Source organism: Frigoribacterium sp. VKM Ac-2836, from assembly GCF_013248995.1.
In the GTDB taxonomy this organism is placed as follows: Bacteria; Actinomycetota; Actinomycetes; order Actinomycetales; family Microbacteriaceae; genus Frigoribacterium.
In genome coordinates this window covers 371,077-388,894 of record NZ_JABRPK010000001.1, presented here as the reverse complement: position 1 = coordinate 388,894, position 17,818 = coordinate 371,077, and the positions used below count along the sequence as shown (strand labels likewise).

Sequence of the window (17,818 nt, the reverse complement as noted above, 5' to 3'; positions counted from 1 at the left end):
GAGCCTCGCCACCCCTGGGGACGAGGCGACCATCCACCCGGGCGACCAGCGGGTTAAAAGAGAGGGGCGGCACCGGTTGGGGGGAACCGGTGCCGCCACGTGCGTCGGGCGATTGGGGGGAATCAGCGCGACGCACGTCGGAATTGAATCCGACTCGTTCACTGTACCCCAGAACGGCCTGGGAACACCACGTCGCAGGGACCTGCTCAGCGTGTCGCCCACCTCTGCCCGGCGCGACGTCCGGAGTAAGGTCGTCGGCGCGGCTCCGTGCCGCGGTTCACGCAACGACGCGAGAGGACTCCGATGCTCGACGGCACCGACGACCAGCCCATCGAAGGACGCACCTTCCCCCCGCCCGCCGATTTCGCCCGGACATCCTCGGCCGGCCCCGACCTCGCCGGACGGGCAGCGGCCGACCGCCTCGCCTTCTGGGCCGACCAGGCCCGAGAGCGGGTCACCTGGGCCCGGACTCCGACCGAGACGCTCGACTGGTCGGACGCGCCCTTCGCCCGTTGGTTCGCCGACGGCACGCTCAACGTCGCCTACAACTGCCTGGATCGTCACGTGGAGGCCGGGCACGGCGACCGCGTCGCGCTGCACTGGGAAGGCGAGCCCGGCGACGCCCGCTCGCTGACCTACGCCGAGCTGACCCACGAGGTCAAGCGGGCGGCGAACCTGTTGCTCTCCCTCGGCGTGCGGGCCGGCGACCGCGTCGTCGTCTACCTCCCGCAGATCCCCGAGGCCGTCGTGACCATGCTGGCCGTGGCACGGATCGGAGCCGTCCATTCGGTCGTGTTCGGCGGCTTCAGCGCCGAGAGCCTGCGTGCCCGCATCGACGACGCCGGTGCCCGCCTGGTCGTGACGGCCGACGGCGGCTGGCGCAAGGGAGCGGTCTCGCCGCTCAAGGCGGCCGTCGACGAGGCCCTGGCGGTGGGTGGCGATTCGACGGTCGAACACGTCCTCGTCGTCCGGCGCGGCGGCAACGACGTCGACTGGACCGACGGCCGCGACGTCTGGTGGCACGACGCGATCGAGACGGTCGACGGCGAGCACGTCGCCGAGCCCTTCGAGGCCGAGCACCCGCTCTTCATCCTCTACACGAGCGGCACGACCGGGAAACCCAAGGGCATCCTGCACACCTCGGGCGGCTACCTCACCCAGGTCGCCTACACCCACTCCGTCGTCTTCGACCTCCGCCCCGAGACCGACGTCTACTGGTGCACGGCGGACGTCGGGTGGATCACCGGGCACAGCTACGTCGTCTACGGCCCGCTGGCCAACGGCGCGACGCAGGTGCTCTACGAGGGCACCCCCGACTTCCCCGAGCCGGGACGCTGGTGGGACCTCGTCGAGAAGTACGGCGTGACGATCTTCTACACGGCACCGACGGCCATCCGGGGCTTCATGAAATCCGGCAGGGAGATCCCGGGGGCGCGCGACCTGACGTCGTTGCGCCTCCTGGGGTCGGTCGGTGAGCCGATCAACCCGGAGGCCTGGCTGTGGTTCCGCGAGGTGATCGGCGCCGGGCGCACACCCATCGTCGACACCTGGTGGCAGACCGAGACGGGCGCGCAGATGATCTCACCACTGCCAGGCGTCACGACCACGAAACCCGGGTCGGCCCAGACCCCCTTGCCGGGCATCTCGGTCGACGTGGTCGACGACCACGGCACACCCGTGGGCAAGGGCGAGAGCGGCCTGCTGGTCGTGTCCGAGCCGTGGCCGTCCATGCTGCGCGGCATCTGGGGCGACCCCGAGCGCTACGTCGAGACGTACTGGAGCCGGTTCGGCGACCGCTACTTCGCCGGAGACGGCGCCCGCCGTGACGAGGACGGCGACATCTGGCTGCTCGGTCGTGTCGACGACGTGATGAACGTCTCGGGTCACCGCCTGTCGACCGCCGAGATCGAATCGGCCCTCGTGTCGCACCCGATCGTCGCCGAGTCCGCCGTCGTCGGCGCGGCCGACGAGACCACCGGTCAGGCGGTCGTCGCGTTCGTCATCCTGCGGAACAAGGCGAAGACGACGCAGAGCCCCGAGGAGGCGGTGGCCGCGTTGCGCGCGCACGTCGCCCACCAGATCGGCGCGATCGCGCGTCCTCGCACCGTCGTGCTCGTCGACGAACTGCCGAAGACGCGCTCGGGCAAGATCATGCGCCGTCTGCTGCGGGACGTGGCGGAAGGACGCGAGGTCGGTGACACGACCACACTGGCCGACACCTCGGTCATGTCGGTGATCACCGCCGAGATGCGCTGACCCCGGTCGTGCCGACGGCCCCTCCTCTTCTCGAGGAGGGGCCGTCGGCACGACCGGACGAGGAGGCGCGTCAGCGGACCTCGAGGACGAGCTCGACCTCGACGGGCGAGTCGAGCGGCAGCACCGCCACCCCCACGGCGCTGCGGGCGTGACGCCCGGCCTCGCCGAAGATCTGCCCGAGGAGGTCGGAGGCGCCGTTGATGACCCCGGGCTGGCCGGAGAAGTCGGGATCGGAGGCGACGAATCCGGTCAGCTTGACGACGCGGACGATGTCGTCGAGCGAGCCGAGCACCGTCGCCGCGGCGGCCAGGGCGTTCAGCACACAGGTCGCCGCCAGCGCCTGGGCGTCGGCGGGCGCGACCAGGCCGTGCCCCTCGCCCACCTTGCCCGTGGCCGGCAGCCGACCGTCGACGAACGGCAGCTGACCCGCCGTGTAGACGAGGGACCCCGTGCGGAGGGCCGGGACGTACGAGCCCGCGGGCGCCGCCACGGGCGGGAGGACGAGACCGAGCTCGGTCAGGCGTTCGTCGACCGTCGCCATCAGGCGTCCTGCCGGGGGCGCTTGAGCCACGCGACGGGACCGCCCTCGGGGCCCTGGGTCACCTGGACGAGCTCCCACCCGTCGGAGCCCCAGTTGTTGAGGATCGCCGTGCTGTTGTGCACCAGCAGGGGCGTCGTCGTGTACTCCCAAAGGACCATTTCGGCTTCCGTTCAGCTTGAAAATCGGCGATGTCGCTTACCCTGATCCTATGTCTGCCCAAAAATCGAAGCCCACGTCCGCCATCGGGGCACTCTTCGGATTCGTCGGCTTCAGCGTTCTGGCCGGCCTCCTGGTGACCATCGGCGTGACGCCGGCCATCGCGGTCGCCGGCATGACGGCCTCGAGTTCGATCGGGGTCTTCGAGTCGATCCCCGAGTACATCGAGATCGGCAAGCTTCAGCAGCGCAACACGCTGTACGCGACCCAGGGCGGGCAGCAGGTGCCCTTCGCCACCCTCTACAGCGAGAACCGCGTCGAGCTCTCGTGGGACGAGGTCAGCCCGAACCTCAAGACCGCCGTCGTCGCCGGCGAGGACCGTCGGTTCTACGAGCACGGAGGCGTCGACGTCACCTCTCTCGTCCGTGCCGCCGTCGGCTCGGCCGGTGCCGGTGAGCTCGGTGCCAGCGGTGGTGGCTCGACGTTGACCATGCAGCTGGTCCGCAACATCCGCATCGCGCAGTCGCAGCAGCTGCCGACGCAGGACGAGCGGGACGCCGCCTACAAAGAGGCGACGACCACGACCCTCGACCGCAAGCTGGAAGAGATGAAGTTCGCGATCGGGCTCGAGAAGAAGTACAGCAAGGACGACATCCTGCTGGCCTACCTCAACATCGCCTACTTCGGCGATCAGACCTACGGAGTGCAGGCCGCGGCGCAGCACTACTACAACAAGAGCGCGGCCGAACTCACCGTCCCCGAGGCCGCGAGTCTCATCGCGATCGTGCAGTACCCCGACTCGCGCAACATGTCGACGCCCGAGAAGTACCCGGCCAACAAGGCCCGGCGCGACGTCATCATCAAGTCGATGCTCGCCGAGAAAGACATCGACCAGGCCACCGCCGACGCCTCGCTCGCCACACCCGTCGAGAGCTACGTCGTCCTCACGGCCCCGTCGCAGGGCTGCGGCGCCGTGACCGTGCCCTCGGCCGCCTACTTCTGCGACTACGTGAAGAAGAGCATCAAGGACCTCGCCGTGCTCGGCTCCAGCCCGGAAGAACGCCAGGCCAACTGGAACACCGGTGGCTACGACGTCTATACGACGCTGAACCTCGACCTCAACGAGAACGCCAAGGCCCAGGTGGACAAGTACGCACCGGCCACCGAGAGCAACTTCCAGCTCGGCAGCGTCGTGGACTCCGTCGAGGCCGGGACCGGACGCGTCGTGGTGATGGCGCAGAACACCACGTTCTCCGAGACCTCGAGTCCGGACCGCACCCTCACCTCGGTCAACTACAGCACCGACAGGGACTACGGCGGATCGATAGGATTCCAGCCCGGTTCGACCTACAAGCCCTTCACGCTGATCGACTGGCTCGAGCACGGGCACGGCATCTACGAGAGCGTCAACGCCAAGCCGCGCACGTTCAACATGACCATCGACGGCAGGCGGGGCAACAAGTACACCCCCAAGAACGACGCGGGTGAGCAGCCGGGTCAGATGCGCGTCGCGGACGCCACGGCCAAGTCCATGAACACGGCCTTCGCCGCCATGGCCGAGAAGCTCGACATCGCCGACATCAACGGCGTCGCCAAGAAGCTCGGGGTGCACCGTGCCGACGGAGGCGAGCTGAACGACTTCGCGTCGTCCATCCTCGGTACAGCCGACGAGATCGCTCCGCTGACCATGGCGACCGCCTACGCCGGGATCGCTGCGGGCGGCGTCTATTGCTCGCCCATCGTCGTGGACAACATCAAGGACGACAAGGGCGTGGACCTCGGCGGACAGCCGCAGTCGTGCAGCCAGGTCGTGGACCCGCAGGTGGCCGCGGCCGCCGCGGTGGCGATGCAGGGTCTCTGGCGGAACGGCACCGGCGTCGGCGGCCTCCCGGCCGACGGCTACCCCGAGATCGGCAAGACCGGCACCACCGACCTCAAGGACCAGATCTGGATCATCGGCGCGACGACGAAGATCGCCACCGCCGTCTGGCAGGGCGTCGCGGACGGCCCCAAGAAGAGCCTCCGGTCGTACAACTCGCCGAACCTCGCAGGGGTGACGAGCTACGCGACGGCCCGTGTGCAGTACTTCAAGGCCGTGCAGAGCGTGAACAACACCGTGTACCCGGGGGGCGAGTTCGGTGAAGCCTCCGGCGCCGTGCTGCGCGGCTCGGGTGTGGCCGTCCCGGACATGGCCGGCACGACTCCCTCGGCGGCCCAGGCGCTCCTGAGGGGCGTGTCCCTGGCCTACCAGGACGGCGGCACCCAGCCCTCGGCCCTGCCCGCCGGTCAGGTCATCGGTTCGGATCCCGCCGTCAGCACCGTCGTGTCGAAGGGCACGACCGTCAAGGTCTTCACGAGTGACGGAAGCGGGGCAGCGGCGGTTCCCGACGTCACGAGGCAAAAGGTGGGCGACGCGGTCAAGTCCATCGGTGGAGCCGGCTTCGACACGTCCAAGGTGTCCATCGCCGGATTCACCCCCGGAGACGGGAAGAACGCCTGCCAGGTCGCCTCGACGAACCCTCCCGCCGCCTCGTCCGTCGCGAAGGACTCGGCCATCGGGCTGACGGTCTACGGCGACAAGGACGGCAACGACCCGGGCAACTGCGCGTGAGCCCACGGAGCACCGGTGGGCCGAGCGCCCTCCAGACGACGGCCGTGACCGCAGCAGCGGGCGCGGCCGTCGGCCTCGGGGCGCTGGCGTGGGGCGTGTTCGTCGAGCGCAACCGGTTCACGGTGCGTCACGAGGTCCTGCCCGTGCTCGAACCCGGTTCGCGGACGCTGACGATCCTGCACCTGTCCGACCTCCACCTCGCACCCTGGCAGTCCGAGAAGCAGGAGTGGGTGCGTGGCCTCGCCGTGCTCGAACCCGACCTCATCGTCAACACCGGGGACAACGTCGGACACGAGGACGCCCACACCGCCCTCGAGTACGCGCTCGAGCCCTTCCGTGGCGTCCCCGGAGTCTTCGTCAACGGCTCGAACGACTACTACGGCCCCTCCCCCAAGAACCCCTTGGCCTATTTCGGCGGGCCGAGCAAGGCCCACCGCACGCCGGTCGACCTCGACATCGATCGGATGCAGTCGTTCTTCACCGACCAGCTCGGCTGGCTCGACCTGAACAACAGGGCACGCGCGCTCGAACTGCGGGGCTCGCGACTCGAGCTCTTCGGCGTCAATGACGCCCACCGCGGCTGGGACCGGCTCGATCGCATCCCCGGCGCCCTCGACGACCTGCGCGAGAACGTCGGTTGGCAGGACGATCGTGGCGGGCCCGACCCCATCAGCATCGGCGTCACCCACGCGCCGTACCAACGCGTCCTCAACTCGTTCGTCAACAACGGGGCCGACGTCATCTTCGGCGGTCACACGCACGGCGGACAGGTCCAGGTACCTGGCTACGGCGCCCTCGTGACCAATTGCGACCTGCCGCGCAGCAAGGTCAGCGGGCTGACCACCTGGAGCCACGCCCGCAAGACCGCACACCTCGAGATCTCAGCCGGCCTCGGCACCTCGATCTACGCCCCCGTGCGGTTCTCCTGCCGACCCGAAGCCGTGATCGTGACCCTGACGGCCTGAGCTTTCGCGGGGTGACACGAGCAGGCCCGAACATGGGCTATTCTTGTCAGGTTGCTTCACGTGAGAACGCGAAGACATCGGGGTGTGGCGCAGCTTGGTAGCGCGCCTCGTTCGGGACGAGGAGGTCGTGGGTTCGAATCCCGCTACCCCGACCAAAAATTGGCTCCACCTTTGGGTGGGGCCAATTTTCTTGTGTTCACTGGTTCGCCCTTCGGGCGACACGCAATTGGCTCCACCTTTGGGTGGGGCCAATTTTCTTGTGTTCAAGGGTTCGCCCTTCGGGCGACACGGAAATTGGCTCCACCTTTGGGTGGGGCCAATTTTCTTGTGTTCACTGGTTCGCCCTTCGGGCGACACAGAGATTGGCTCCACCTTTGGGTGGGGCCAATTTTCTTGTGTTCACTGGTTCGTCCTTCGGGCGACACGCACATTGGCTCCACCTTCGGGTGGGGCCATGTGGTCTCTGTGCCTGATGGTTCGCCCGTGGTCAGGCGAGACGACCGCCGGATTCGGCGAGGTAGCAGGCCCCGCACAAGGATTCGTACGTCACCTGCTGTCCGTCGATGGCGACCTGGTCGCCGTCGAAGACGAACCGGTCCCCCACCGTCCGAGCGGTGAAGACCGCCTTGCGACCGCACCGGCAGATCGTCTTGAGCTCTTCGAGCGAATGAGCGACCTCGAGCAGCCGCCGGCTGCCCGGGAAGGCCACCGTGCGGAAGTCCGTCCGGATGCCGTAGGCGAGCACGGGGACGTCGTCGAGGATCGCGATGCGCAAGAGATCGTCGATCTGACGAGGGGACAAGAACTGCGCCTCGTCGACGAGCAGGCAGGCGAGGCTCGAGCCCGTCTGGCCCCGGACGGCGTCACGCCGCGCCAGGAACACCCGCCGGACCTCGTCGTCGGGGGCGAAGGTGACGTCCGCCGCCCGGGTGACGCCCAACCGAGAGACGATTGCGTCCTCGCCCTTGGTGTCGACCCCCGGTTTGGCCAGCAGCACTCGTTGGCCGCGTTCTTCGTAGTTGAACGCCGCCTGCAGCAGAGCCGTGCTCTTGCCGCTGTTCATCGCGCCGTAGCGGAAGTAGAGCTTCGCCACTACTGGAGGTAACCGTCTTCGGCAGCCCGCCTGATGAGTTCGGACTTCTTGCTGGCCGGCCGGTTGGCCTTGGCGTACTTCTCGCGGACTCGACGCAGGAAGGTCTTGGCCGTCTCGTACTGGACGTTCATCTGCGCCGCGACCTCGTTCGTGCTGAAGCCCGAGACGTACAACCGGAACGCCTCGGCCTCGCCTGCGCTGAGCTTCGGGCGGGTCTGATTCGCCGCGCCGGCGGGGAGCGGACGCCAGTCGCGCTGGGGCGAGTTGTCGCGGGCGACACCCATGACCTGTCGGGCGGCGTCCATCACCTCGCGCATCGGCAAGGTCTTCGACAGGAACGCCGATGCCCCCGCCTCGAGGGCCCGCTCGCGGGACTCACGGGTGTCGAGGCTGGACAGCACGACGACCTTGGCCCCGGCCGCGCGGCACGTCCGGACCCGGGCCTCGATCGAGACGGGCTCCTTCAACTGGAAGTCGAGGAACACGAGGTCGGTCGGGAAGTTGTCGCTGTGCACCAGCTGGAGCCAGGTGTGTGCCGTGAGGACCAGATCGAAGTCGTAGGCGTTGACGTTGATCCAGCTGCTGAGACTGTCGAGCAGCACCTCGTGGTCGTCGAGGATCGCGAGCCGGACGCGACGAGCGGGCGGCGCTTCGGAGCCCGGGCCGACGGTGGCCCACGAGGGTGCTGCGACGGGCCTCCCGAAGCCCGGACGGTGGGACGAGCGGCCGCTCGGCTCAGTGCTGGTCATAAGAAAACCTTAGTGTCAGGAGAGACGCGGCCCGGTCGACCCGCAGGTCGCCCGAGACGAGTCGCAGCACGGTCAGACAGGGGGCCAGGGACCGTCGAGCGGCGGCGACCGAGGACCCACACGCGAGTTCGACGGTGATGCCGACCCGCGCCTCCTCGGCCTCGAGCACGACCCGGAGCGAGTGGGCGTCGACGACGTCACCGTCGTCGAGCGTGGCGAAGAGCGCCCAGAGCGCGGTGCGGTGCTCGGGCCCCAGACGGTCGGCGAGGCGATCGGGGTCGACGACCTCGGCCGGGACCCGACGACCGGGGCCCCCGAGACGCCGTGCCAGCCAGGTCGCGTCGGCCTCGGCCACCAGGGAGGCGCGCAGCGAGTCGGCCACGCGCCGCGCCTCGTCGGCGTCGTCCTCGTCGATCCGGCCGGACTCGACCAGCCGCGCGAAGAACGGCACCACCTCGCGGTTCAGCACCGTGACGCGGTCCTGCTGGACCGACCGGGCCAGGGTCACCCGCAATTCGTCGGTGCCGGCCCTCCGGAACTCCGTGGCCCGGGAGACCCATCCCTCGACGTGGGCGACGAAGACGGCCGAGAAGACGGCGGAAGCGGCCGTGAGGGCGAACAAGGGCGTGAGGGCGACGACGACGTACGACGCGACGGGCACCGCCGTGACGAACCCGGGAGCCTCGACGAGGACCACGACCGCGAGGACGGCCGCCACGGCCCCTCCGGCCGCGAGGATCTCGTGCGCGGAGCGGTACGGGGCCACCCCGAGCAGGAGGACACCCGCGGCGATGCCCGCCCAGTCGTCCCGGACGAAGGGATTGCTGCCAGCGGTGGCCAGGGCGGACAGGACGCCTGCCGCCGCGCAGGCCGCGGCGACGCACCAGAGCGCCCCGGGCCCGAACGGCGCCCTGAGGGGCACGGCCGAGACGACGAGCACGGCACCACCCACGGCCACGACGACGAGCGCCGCGACCGCCGCCCCCGGCGACGAGACGTCGGGAGCCCGCAGCAGCGTATACACGACGGCGACGAGCACCGCGGCGAGGGCTGCCCCGAGAGTGACCGGCCGGGCCGCCAGGGCGCCGAGGGGATCGACCTCTTGGGGCGTCCGTCCGGAGGCGCGCGCGGCCGACCGGGGAGGGACGCCGGCGGTCATGACCGCACCCCGTCGTCGGTGGCAACGACGGTCGACGTCGCCACGGCGAACGGGACCCTGAGGACGATCGACGTGCCGCTGCCGGGGGACGACCAGATCTGCACGTGACCGTCGACCCGGGCCAGCCGGCCCTCGACCGAGTTCGTGAGCCCGAGCCGATCAGGGGCCACCGATGCCGTGTCGAAGCCGACACCGTCGTCGATCACCATCACGGTGAGGTCGGTGCCGTCACCGAAGACGACGAGCTCGGCCTTGGCGACCCCGCTGTGGCGGCTCACATTGACGAGGCACTGCGAGACGGCGAGACCGAGTGCGTCCGCCGTGACGGGGGCGAGCCGGCCGACGGCCGAGACGTCCCCCGTCACCGACACCTCGAGACCGCCCGACCGTGACCGCTCGACGGCGGCGTGCACCCGGCTGTGCTCCCAGGCGTCGGCAGCCGCCTCGGCGACCCCGGGAGGCGCGGTACCGGCCGAGAGCCAGTCTCGCCCCATGAGCATCTCGAGGTCGGCGACGATCGCCCGGCTGGTCTCGGGCGGCAGAGCGCCGGGAGGTGCGGTCGCGACGGCCGCGAGGTGCCCGAGGATCGTGTCGTGGACGAGGGCCGCGGCCTGCTGCTCGATGTCGACACGGATGCCCTGGACCTGCTGCTCAAGCGCCGCACGGTGCAATCGCGGTTGGGCTCTGCGTGCGCGCCCTCGCGACGTCTCGGCGTGGCCGGTGACCACGGCCACGAGCACGAACGCGAGCAGGGCGGTGACGTCGAGCCGGAGGGAGGCTCCCGTGTGCCAGGTCGCCAGCTGGGTCGCGAGCTCGCCGGCCGCGTAGCCCGCCGCCGACCAGAGGAGTCCCCGGCGGGGTCCGACGGCCGTGCTGCCGACCATGATGAGGGCGATCTTCGGCAGCGAGAGCGAGAAGGCGTCCGATGCCTGCACCGCGGCGACTTGCGAGAAGAGCGTGACGGCGTACCAGTACAGGGCGGCGGTCCCGACGATCAGGTACGCGAGGTGAGCCGTCGTGGTGCGCGCGCGCTCGACCACGAGGAGCAGCACCACCAGCGGAACCAGCGAGACGAGGGCGGGCCAGAGCAACAGGTCGGGTGTGGCGGCCTGCTTGGCGAGCAGCAGGGCGGCGGCCGCCGCGAGGACCGTGGCCGCGATCGCGTGACACGCCCTCGACACCGAGTCGCCGACGGCCACGGGCGCCAGGTGGGCGGGCAGGCCGAGCAGCATGGGGCCTCCTCGGCTCGTTCGCGATCTGGAGAGAGCATGGCAGAAGGTGGACCCGGGCTGTACCCCGACATGTGGGGACAAGAGCCACGCCGGGCGGGCGAGAGGCCTGGTTTGTGCCCCGTTCCAGCCGGCCGGCGCACGAACCACCGGTGCCCCGTGAGCTCGGTCGCTCAGAACAGTCTCGGCTGAGAGCGGAACCCGCCGGGCAACTCGTGGGCGATCATGGCCCGCGGTGCGGGGGTGCGACCGGTGTCGATCGTCAGGTCGGGACTGCCCGGGGTGACGCCGGTGCCGGTGCCGTTCAACCCCATCAGACGGAGTGATCGCGTGCTGTCGTCGAGTGCCGCCGAGCGCATGGACCCCGTCGCCGGATCGGCCTGCCCCTTCTCGAGCCCGTACTCGCGCAACAGGGGCCGGAGGCGCCCGGCCAGCCAGGAGCGGTAGCCAGTCGGCGCGTAGGTGCCCTGCGCGTAGAGGGAACGGTACTTCGACACGAGCTCGGGGTGCTCTCGTTCGAGCCAGGCGAACCACCACTCTTTGACCCCGGGCTTGAGGTGCAGCGCGCTGTACATGACGCTCGAAGCACCCGAGTCGCGGACGGCCGCCAATGCCGCGTGCAGGTGGTCGAGACCGTCGGTGAGGTAGGGCAACACGGGCATCATGAAGACCGAGCAGGACAATCCCAGTTCGCGGGCCGCCGAGACGGTGGCCAGTCGAGCCGACGTCGTCGGGGTGCCCGGCTCGACCGACTGCTGCAGCTCGTCGTCGTAGACGGCGATCGACACGGCCAGGTCGACGGGTACGTGCTGCGCCGCCTCGGCGAGCAGGGGCAGGTCACGCCGCAGCAGCGTGCCCTTGGTCAGGATGCTGAAGGGCGTGCCCGAGTCGGCGAGCGCGGCGATGATGCCGGGCATGAGCCGGTACCGCCCCTCGGCCCGTTGGTAGGGATCGGTGTTGGTGCCGAGGGCGACCGGGTGGTGCTGCCACGTCGGGCGGTGCAGCTCGCGCGCCAGGACCTCGGCCACGTTCACCTTGACCACGATCTGGCGGTCGAAGTCGTCGCCGCCGTCGAGGTCGAGGTATTCGTGCGTGGGACGGGCGAAGCAGTACACGCAGGCGTGGCTGCACCCGCGATAGGGATTGATCGTCCAGCCGAAGGGCAAGGCCGAGTCACCGCCCGGGACGCGGTTGAGCGCACTCTTCGCCACGACCTCGTGGAACGTGACCCCCGCGAATTCTGGTGTCGTGACGGAGGTGATGAGGTTGTTCAACCGGGCCAGGCCGGGCAGCGCCGAGGCGTTCTCGGTGTCGATCGCTTGCTCGGACCATCGCATGGCCCCATTCGAACACACGTTCGAAGCGAGGTCAACCCGGGGCCTCGGCGTCCGAGGACGCCGAGCCCGGCCGGGCTCAGGCGTGGATGTGCAACGCCTCGGCGGTCGCCCCGATCGTCGATGCTGCTCGCTGCTCGTCGGACGACAGGTCGTCGCCGTAGGTCGGGATCATCGCGTTCAGTCGGGGTTTCCACGACACGATGCGGTCGGGGAAGCACCGCTCGAGCACGCTGAGCATGATCGGGACGGCCGTCGAGGCCCCCGGGGACGCCCCGAGCAGGCCCGCGATGGTGCCGTCACGCGCCGTGATGACCTCGGTGCCGAACTGCAGCACCCCGCCCTTCTTGCGGTCCTTCTTGATGACCTGCACCCGTTGACCTGCCGTGATGCGGTACCAGTCCTTGGGGTCGGCGTCGGGCATGAACTCGCGCAGCGCCTCGAACTTGGTCTGCTTGCTCGCCGCCAGCTGACCCACGAGGTACTTGACCAGCGAGAGGTTCGCGAGCCCGGCCCGGATCATGGGGTAGAGGTTGTGCGGTCGGATCGAGGCGAACAAGTCGAACATCGAACCGTGCTTGAGGAACTTGGGGCTGAAGCCCGCATACGGGCCGAACATGAGGCTGGCCTTGCCGTCGACCACGCGCGTGTCGAGGTGCGGCACCGACATCGGTGGTGACCCGACGGCGGCCTTGCCGTAGACCTTGGCCTGGTGCTTGCCCACGACCGCCGGGTCGTCGCAGCGCAGGAACTCGCCACTGACCGGGAATCCCCCGAAGCCCTTGATCTCGTCGATGCCCGACTTCTGCAGCAGGTGCAGGGCTCCCCCGCCGGCTCCGACGAACACGAAGCGCGCGTCGACGGTCGTCGGGGTTCCGCCGATCTGCTTGCGGAGCGCCACGCGCCACGTGCCGTCGGCGCGCTTGGTGAGGTTCGTGACGCGGTGGTCGAGCTCGAGCGTCGCCCCCTCGCCCTGGAGGTACGAGAACAGGAGGCGCGTGAGGGCGCCGAAGTCGACGTCCGTCCCGGCGGCGATGCGCGTCGCGGCGATGGGCTGGCCCTTCGCCCGCCCGGGGATCAACACGGGGGCCCACGACCGGATGACGGAGGCGTCGGTGCTGAACTCGAGGCCCTGGAACAACGGGTGCTCGCGCAGTGCCTCGTGGCGCTTGCGCAGGTACTCGACGTTCTTCTCGCCCCAGACGAAGCTCATGTGCGGAGTCGAGTTGATGAAGGCGTCGGGCTGCGGCAGGGCCCCCTCGGCGACGAGGAACGACCAGAACTGACGGGACACCTGGAACTGCTCGTTGACCTTGACGGCGCTCGACGTGTCGATGGTGCCGTCGGACCGCTCGGGCGTGTAGTTGAGCTCGCAGAGGGCGGAGTGCCCGGTACCCGCGTTGTTCCAGGGATTGCTGGACTCGAGGGCGACGTCACCCAGCGCCTCGTAGATCTGGATCGTCCAACTCGGCTCGAGCTGCTTGATCATGGCACCGAGGGTGGCACTCATGATGCCGGCCCCGATGAGGGCTACGTCGACGGGCTTCTTCGCATCGGTCACGAGGGTCAGTCTAGGCCCGGCCCCCTCGGCGATCCCGGGTGGTCACCGGAGGACGAGGCCCCGGTGTCTCGATGTCGAGAGACCGGGGCCTCGTGCGTCCGCGGTGCCTCGAGGCCGGCACCGAGCGATCAGGCCAGGGCGCGCTCGGCAGCGACGAGCTCGGCGATCTGGACCGCGTTGAGTGCCGCGCCCTTGCGGAGGTTGTCGTTGCTGATGAAGAACGCGAGCCCGCGGTGGCCGGGGACGCCCTCGTCGTGACGGACGCGGCCGACGAAGCTGGGGTCGGCTCCCGCCGCCTGGAGCGGGGTCGGGACGTCGGTCAGGACCACCCCGGGGGCGTCGCGCAGCAGTTCTTCGGCGCGTTCGACCGTGATGTCCGAGGCGAACTCGGCGTTGATCGAGAGCGAGTGCCCGGTGAACACCGGGACACGCACGCAGGTTCCGCTGACCAGCAGGTCGGGACGCTCGAGGATCTTACGGCTCTCGTTGCGGAGCTTCTTCTCTTCGTCGGTCTCGCGCGTGCCGTCGTCGACGATGCTGCCCGCGAGCGGGATGACGTCGAAGGCGATGGGGCGGAGGTACGTGACGGGCTCGGGCAGGTCGACGGCTCGCCCGTCGTGGACGAGACCGATGGTGTCGCCCTCGATCGCGGCTCGGGTCTGCTGCAGCAGCTCGTCGGCCCCGGCGAGGCCACTGCCCGAGACGGCCTGGTAGGTGCTGACGATCAACCGCTGCAGGGTGGCCTCGGTGTCGAGGACCTTCAAGACGGGCATGGCCGCCATGGTGGTGCAGTTGGGGTTGGCGACGATGCCCTTGACCGCCTCGCGGATGGCGTGGGGATTGACCTCGCTGACCACCAGCGGCACCTCGGGGTCCATGCGCCAGGCGCTCGAGTTGTCGATGACGAGCGCGCCGGCCGCGGCGAAACGCGGCGCATGGGCTCGTGATCCCGTGGCACCGGCCGAGAAAAGGGCGATGTCGAGACCGGCGGGGTCGGCCGTCTCGACGTCCTCGACGACGATGTCGACCCCGCGGAAGGGCAGGGTCGTGCCCGCCGACCGGGCGGTGGCGAAGAAACGGATCTCGGCGACCGGGAAGTCGCGCTCGTCGAGCAGCGTGCGCATGACCTTGCCGACCTGTCCGGTCGCGCCGATCACGCCGACGCGCAGTCCTTCGGCCATGGGTGCCTCCTGGGGGTTCGGTGGTGCGGGGTCTCGTGCTGAGGGAGCAGGGCCCGGAGGCGCGGTGCGAGAGCCGCGCGCGCCTCCGGTGGTCGAGGGACGGGGCGCGTCAGCGGCCGGTGCCGCCGTGGACGACGGCGTCGACCTCGGCGTCCAGACCGAACGCCGTGTGGACGACGCGCAACGCGTCGTTCAGGGTGTCGGCCCGGGTGACGACCGAGATGCGGATCTCGCTGGTCGAGATCATCTCGATGTTGATGCCGGCCTCGAAGAGGGCCGTGAACAGCCGCGCCGAGACGCCCGCGTTGGTGCGCATGCCGGCGCCGACGAGCGCGAGCTTGCCGATCTGGTCGTCGTACTGCAACGACTCGAAGCCGATCTCGGCACGGTCGGACTCGAGGGCCTGCAGCACGACGGCGCCCTCGGACTTCGGCAGGGTGAACGAGATGTCGGTGCGACTGGTGGACGCCGCCGAGACGTTCTGCACGATCATGTCGATGTTGGCGCCGGTCTTCGCGACCGTGCGGAAGATCTGGGCGGCCTTGCCCGGCACGTCGGGGACGCCGACGACCGTGATCTTGCCCTCGCTGAGGTCACCCGCGACCCCGCTGATGATGGGTTCTTCCACGTTCTCTCCCTCTTTCGGGTTGACGACGAGCGTGCCCTCGTTGTTGTTGAACGACGAACGGACGTGCAGGGTGACGCCGTGGCGCCGGGCGTACTCGACGGCACGGATGTAGAGCACCTTCGACCCGGCGGCGGCGAGTTCGAGCATCTCTTCGCTCGTGACGCGGTCGAGCTTGCGGGCCTTCGGCACGACACGGGGGTCGGCCGTGAAGACGCCGTCCACGTCGGTGTAGATCTCGCAGACGTCGGCCTCGAGCGCCGCGGCGAGAGCCACCGCGGTCGTGTCGGAGCCGCCGCGACCGAGTGTCGTGATGTCACCGGTGGACCGGTTGAAACCCTGGAATCCGGCGACGATCGCCACGTACCCGGCATCGAGGGCGTCGCGCACCCGACCGGGCGTGACGTCGACGATGCGGGCCTTGCCGTGTTGGGCGTCGGTGATCATGCCGGCCTGGCTGCCGGTGTACGAGCGGGCCTCGACGCCCAGGCTGCGGATGGCCATCGCGAGCAGGGCCATGCTGATGCGCTCGCCCGCGGTGAGCAGCATGTCGAGCTCGCGACCGCCGGGCAACGGGCTGACCTCGTTCGCCAGGTCGAGCAGCTCGTCGGTGGTGTCGCCCATCGCGCTGACGGCCACGACGACGTCGTTGCCCGCTTTGCGGGTCTCGACGATGCGCTTGGCGACGCGCTTGATGCTCTCGGCATCGGCGACGGACGATCCGCCGAATTTCTGCACGATCAAGCTCACGGTGACTCCTGAGAAGGGGACTGGGCGCGCCGGGAAACGGCTCACGCCTGCGTCCGGCGATTCTATTCGGTGTCGAGAGCGTGTGACGCACACGGATCGGAGGGCCGCGGCCCGAGCCCGAGGGCGTCGACCACGACCGTCCTCTACGGTGGACCGATGCCCGACACCACCGACCAGGCCCGCGGAGCCGCCAGCCGCCTCCAGGACAGCCGCGCGCTGACGACCGCCGCCCGCGTGGGCTTCGCCATGAACGGGCTGCTGCACGTCGTGATCGGCGTGATCGCCCTCGGTGTGGCCTTCGGCGGCGGCGGAGAGGCCGACCAGGGCGGGGCCCTGGGACAGTTCGCCTCCCGCCCGGGCGGGGTGCTCCTGCTCTGGCTGATCGTCGTGGGCCTGTGGGGGCTCGGCGTGTTCCAGCTGCTCGAGGCCGCGCTCGTCCGGGGGACCGACAAGGACGACTGGGCCGACCGCGCGAAAGAAGGCGGCAAGGGCGTCGCGTATCTCGCCGTGGGCTTCACGGCCTTCACCTTCGCCCGGGGCTCGTCGTCGGACAGCTCGGGGCAGACCCAGACGCTCAGCGCCCGGTTGCTCGGCGCGCCAGGGGGCGTCGTGTTGCTCGTCGTCGTCGCCCTCGCCATCGTCGCCATCGGGGCGTACTTCGTCGTCAAGGGCGTGAAACAGAAGTTCCGCGAGGACCTGACGCTGCCAGGTGGCACCGCCGGTCGCGGCACGGTCGTTCTCGGAGTGACGGGGTACGTCGCCAAGGGGATAGCCCTCGGCGTCGTCGGCGTGCTCTTCGCGGTCGCGGCCGTCACCGCCGATCCCAGCGAGGCCACGGGGCTCGACGGCGCCCTGAAGGCCCTCGCGGACCTGCCGTTCGGAGTCGTGGTGCTGACCGCGGTCGCCCTGGGGCTGATGGCCTACGGCGCGTACTGCGTCGTCCGGGCGCGGCGCGCCCGCCTCTGACCGGCAGCCCTGACCGAGGGCGGGTTCAGGAGGCGCGGGCCGTCATTCGGAGACGAGTCGGCGGCCTTCGAACGCCCGGCCGAGCGTGACCTCGTCGGCGTACTCGAGGTCGCCGCCCACAGGCAGGCCCGAAGCCAACCGCGTGACCCGGAGCCCGAAGGGCGCCAGCATGCGCGAGAGGTAGGTCGCGGTCGCTTCGCCCTCGAGATTGGGGTCGGTCGCGATGATGACCTCTTGCACGGTGTCGTCGGCCAGCCGCTGCACGAGCTGGCGGATGCGCAGGTCGTCGGGACCGATGCCGTCGATGGGGCTGATCGCGCCACCGAGCACGTGGTAGAGGCCGCGGAACTCACGAGTCCGCTCGATGGCTTGGACGTCTTTGGCCTCTTCGACGACACAGATCGTCGCGGGTGACCGACGAGGGTCGCGGCAGATGTTGCACGTCTCTTGCTCGCTGACGTTGCCGCAGATCTCGCAGAAGCGGACCTTGGTCTTGACGTCGACGAGCAGCTCGGCGAGCCGGGACGTGTCGAAGGATTCGTTCTGCACGATGTGGAACGCGATGCGCTGCGCCGACTTGGGCCCGATGCCCGGCAGACGACCGAACTCGTCGATCAGCTCTTGGACGATGCCTTCGTACAC

Annotated in this window: 15 protein-coding genes and 1 tRNA gene; 5 read left to right on the top strand and 11 right to left on the bottom strand. The window is 69.6% G+C overall.

Annotation, left to right across the window (positions count from 1 at the left end; all coding sequences use genetic code 11):
- The first annotated feature begins 303 nt into the window (after positions 1–303).
- On the top strand, positions 304–2,256 hold the full coding sequence (gene acs, locus HRF36_RS01855; RefSeq protein WP_173205355.1) for an acetate--CoA ligase: 1,953 nt from the start codon (positions 304–306) through the stop codon (positions 2,254–2,256).
- 70 nt (positions 2,257–2,326) lie between these two features.
- On the opposite strand, the gene HRF36_RS01850 is transcribed toward acs, so the two are convergent.
- Together HRF36_RS01850 and HRF36_RS01845 are read right to left on the bottom strand one after the other, a co-directional pair.
- Positions 2,327–2,797, bottom strand: a complete 471-nt coding sequence (locus HRF36_RS01850; protein ID WP_173205352.1) for a RidA family protein — start codon at positions 2,795–2,797, stop codon at positions 2,327–2,329.
- Entirely contained in the window at positions 2,797–2,955 is a 159-nt protein-coding gene (locus tag HRF36_RS01845; RefSeq protein WP_167599048.1) for a hypothetical protein, read from the bottom strand. Before HRF36_RS01845 ends, HRF36_RS01850 begins: the two co-directional genes overlap by 1 nt.
- Before the next feature lie 50 nt (positions 2,956–3,005).
- On the opposite strand from HRF36_RS01845, the gene HRF36_RS01840 reads away from it, so the two are divergent.
- The 3 genes from HRF36_RS01840 (at position 3,006) to HRF36_RS01830 (ending at position 6,684) form a co-directional block, all read left to right on the top strand.
- Complete coding sequence (locus HRF36_RS01840) at positions 3,006–5,564, top strand: transglycosylase domain-containing protein (protein WP_173205349.1); 2,559 nt, start codon at positions 3,006–3,008, stop codon at positions 5,562–5,564.
- 44 nt (positions 5,565–5,608) lie between these two features.
- Entirely contained in the window at positions 5,609–6,529 is a 921-nt protein-coding gene (locus HRF36_RS01835; RefSeq protein ID WP_173205331.1) for a metallophosphoesterase, read from the top strand.
- Positions 6,530–6,607: 78 nt separating this feature from the next.
- A tRNA-Pro gene (locus HRF36_RS01830) sits at positions 6,608–6,684 on the top strand.
- A gap of 332 nt (positions 6,685–7,016) precedes the next feature.
- On the opposite strand, the gene HRF36_RS01825 is transcribed toward HRF36_RS01830, so the two are convergent.
- The 8 genes from HRF36_RS01825 to HRF36_RS01790 all read right to left on the bottom strand — a co-directional run bounded on the left by HRF36_RS01825 (position 7,017) and on the right by HRF36_RS01790 (position 16,210).
- Positions 7,017–7,622 carry a thymidine kinase gene (locus HRF36_RS01825; RefSeq protein WP_173205329.1) on the bottom strand — a complete coding sequence of 202 codons (606 nt, stop codon included), beginning with the start codon at positions 7,620–7,622 and terminating at the stop codon, positions 7,017–7,019.
- Positions 7,622–8,371 (bottom strand): response regulator, encoded by a 750-nt coding sequence (locus HRF36_RS01820; protein ID WP_082486345.1) that lies wholly within the window; start codon positions 8,369–8,371, stop codon positions 7,622–7,624. The genes HRF36_RS01825 and HRF36_RS01820 overlap by 1 nt, the downstream gene beginning before the upstream one ends.
- The gene (locus HRF36_RS01815; protein ID WP_173205327.1) at positions 8,358–9,530 is read right to left on the bottom strand and encodes a hypothetical protein; all 1,173 of its coding nucleotides are present in this window, start codon (positions 9,528–9,530) and stop codon (positions 8,358–8,360) included. The genes HRF36_RS01820 and HRF36_RS01815 overlap by 14 nt, the downstream gene beginning before the upstream one ends.
- Positions 9,527–10,762, bottom strand: a complete 1,236-nt coding sequence (locus HRF36_RS01810) for a sensor histidine kinase (protein WP_173205325.1) — start codon at positions 10,760–10,762, stop codon at positions 9,527–9,529. Before HRF36_RS01810 ends, HRF36_RS01815 begins: the two co-directional genes overlap by 4 nt.
- Before the next feature lie 170 nt (positions 10,763–10,932).
- Positions 10,933–12,096 (bottom strand): Rv2578c family radical SAM protein, encoded by a 1,164-nt coding sequence (locus HRF36_RS01805; RefSeq protein WP_173205323.1) that lies wholly within the window; start codon positions 12,094–12,096, stop codon positions 10,933–10,935.
- Positions 12,097–12,172: 76 nt separating this feature from the next.
- On the bottom strand, positions 12,173–13,654 hold the full coding sequence (locus HRF36_RS01800) for a malate:quinone oxidoreductase (protein WP_173205321.1): 1,482 nt from the start codon (positions 13,652–13,654) through the stop codon (positions 12,173–12,175).
- Positions 13,655–13,782: 128 nt separating this feature from the next.
- The gene (locus tag HRF36_RS01795; protein ID WP_173205319.1) at positions 13,783–14,835 is read right to left on the bottom strand and encodes an aspartate-semialdehyde dehydrogenase; all 1,053 of its coding nucleotides are present in this window, start codon (positions 14,833–14,835) and stop codon (positions 13,783–13,785) included.
- Positions 14,836–14,944: 109 nt separating this feature from the next.
- Positions 14,945–16,210 (bottom strand): aspartate kinase, encoded by a 1,266-nt coding sequence (locus tag HRF36_RS01790; protein WP_173205301.1) that lies wholly within the window; start codon positions 16,208–16,210, stop codon positions 14,945–14,947.
- Between the two features lie 156 nt (positions 16,211–16,366).
- On the opposite strand from HRF36_RS01790, the gene HRF36_RS01785 reads away from it, so the two are divergent.
- Positions 16,367–17,176: a DUF1206 domain-containing protein gene (locus tag HRF36_RS01785; RefSeq protein WP_173205298.1), complete on the top strand. Its 810-nt coding sequence runs from the start codon at positions 16,367–16,369 to the stop codon at positions 17,174–17,176.
- A 42-nt stretch (positions 17,177–17,218) separates the two neighbouring features.
- On the opposite strand, the gene recR is transcribed toward HRF36_RS01785, so the two are convergent.
- Positions 17,219–17,818 carry a recombination mediator RecR gene (recR, locus tag HRF36_RS01780; protein WP_043595550.1) on the bottom strand — a complete coding sequence of 200 codons (600 nt, stop codon included), beginning with the start codon at positions 17,816–17,818 and terminating at the stop codon, positions 17,219–17,221.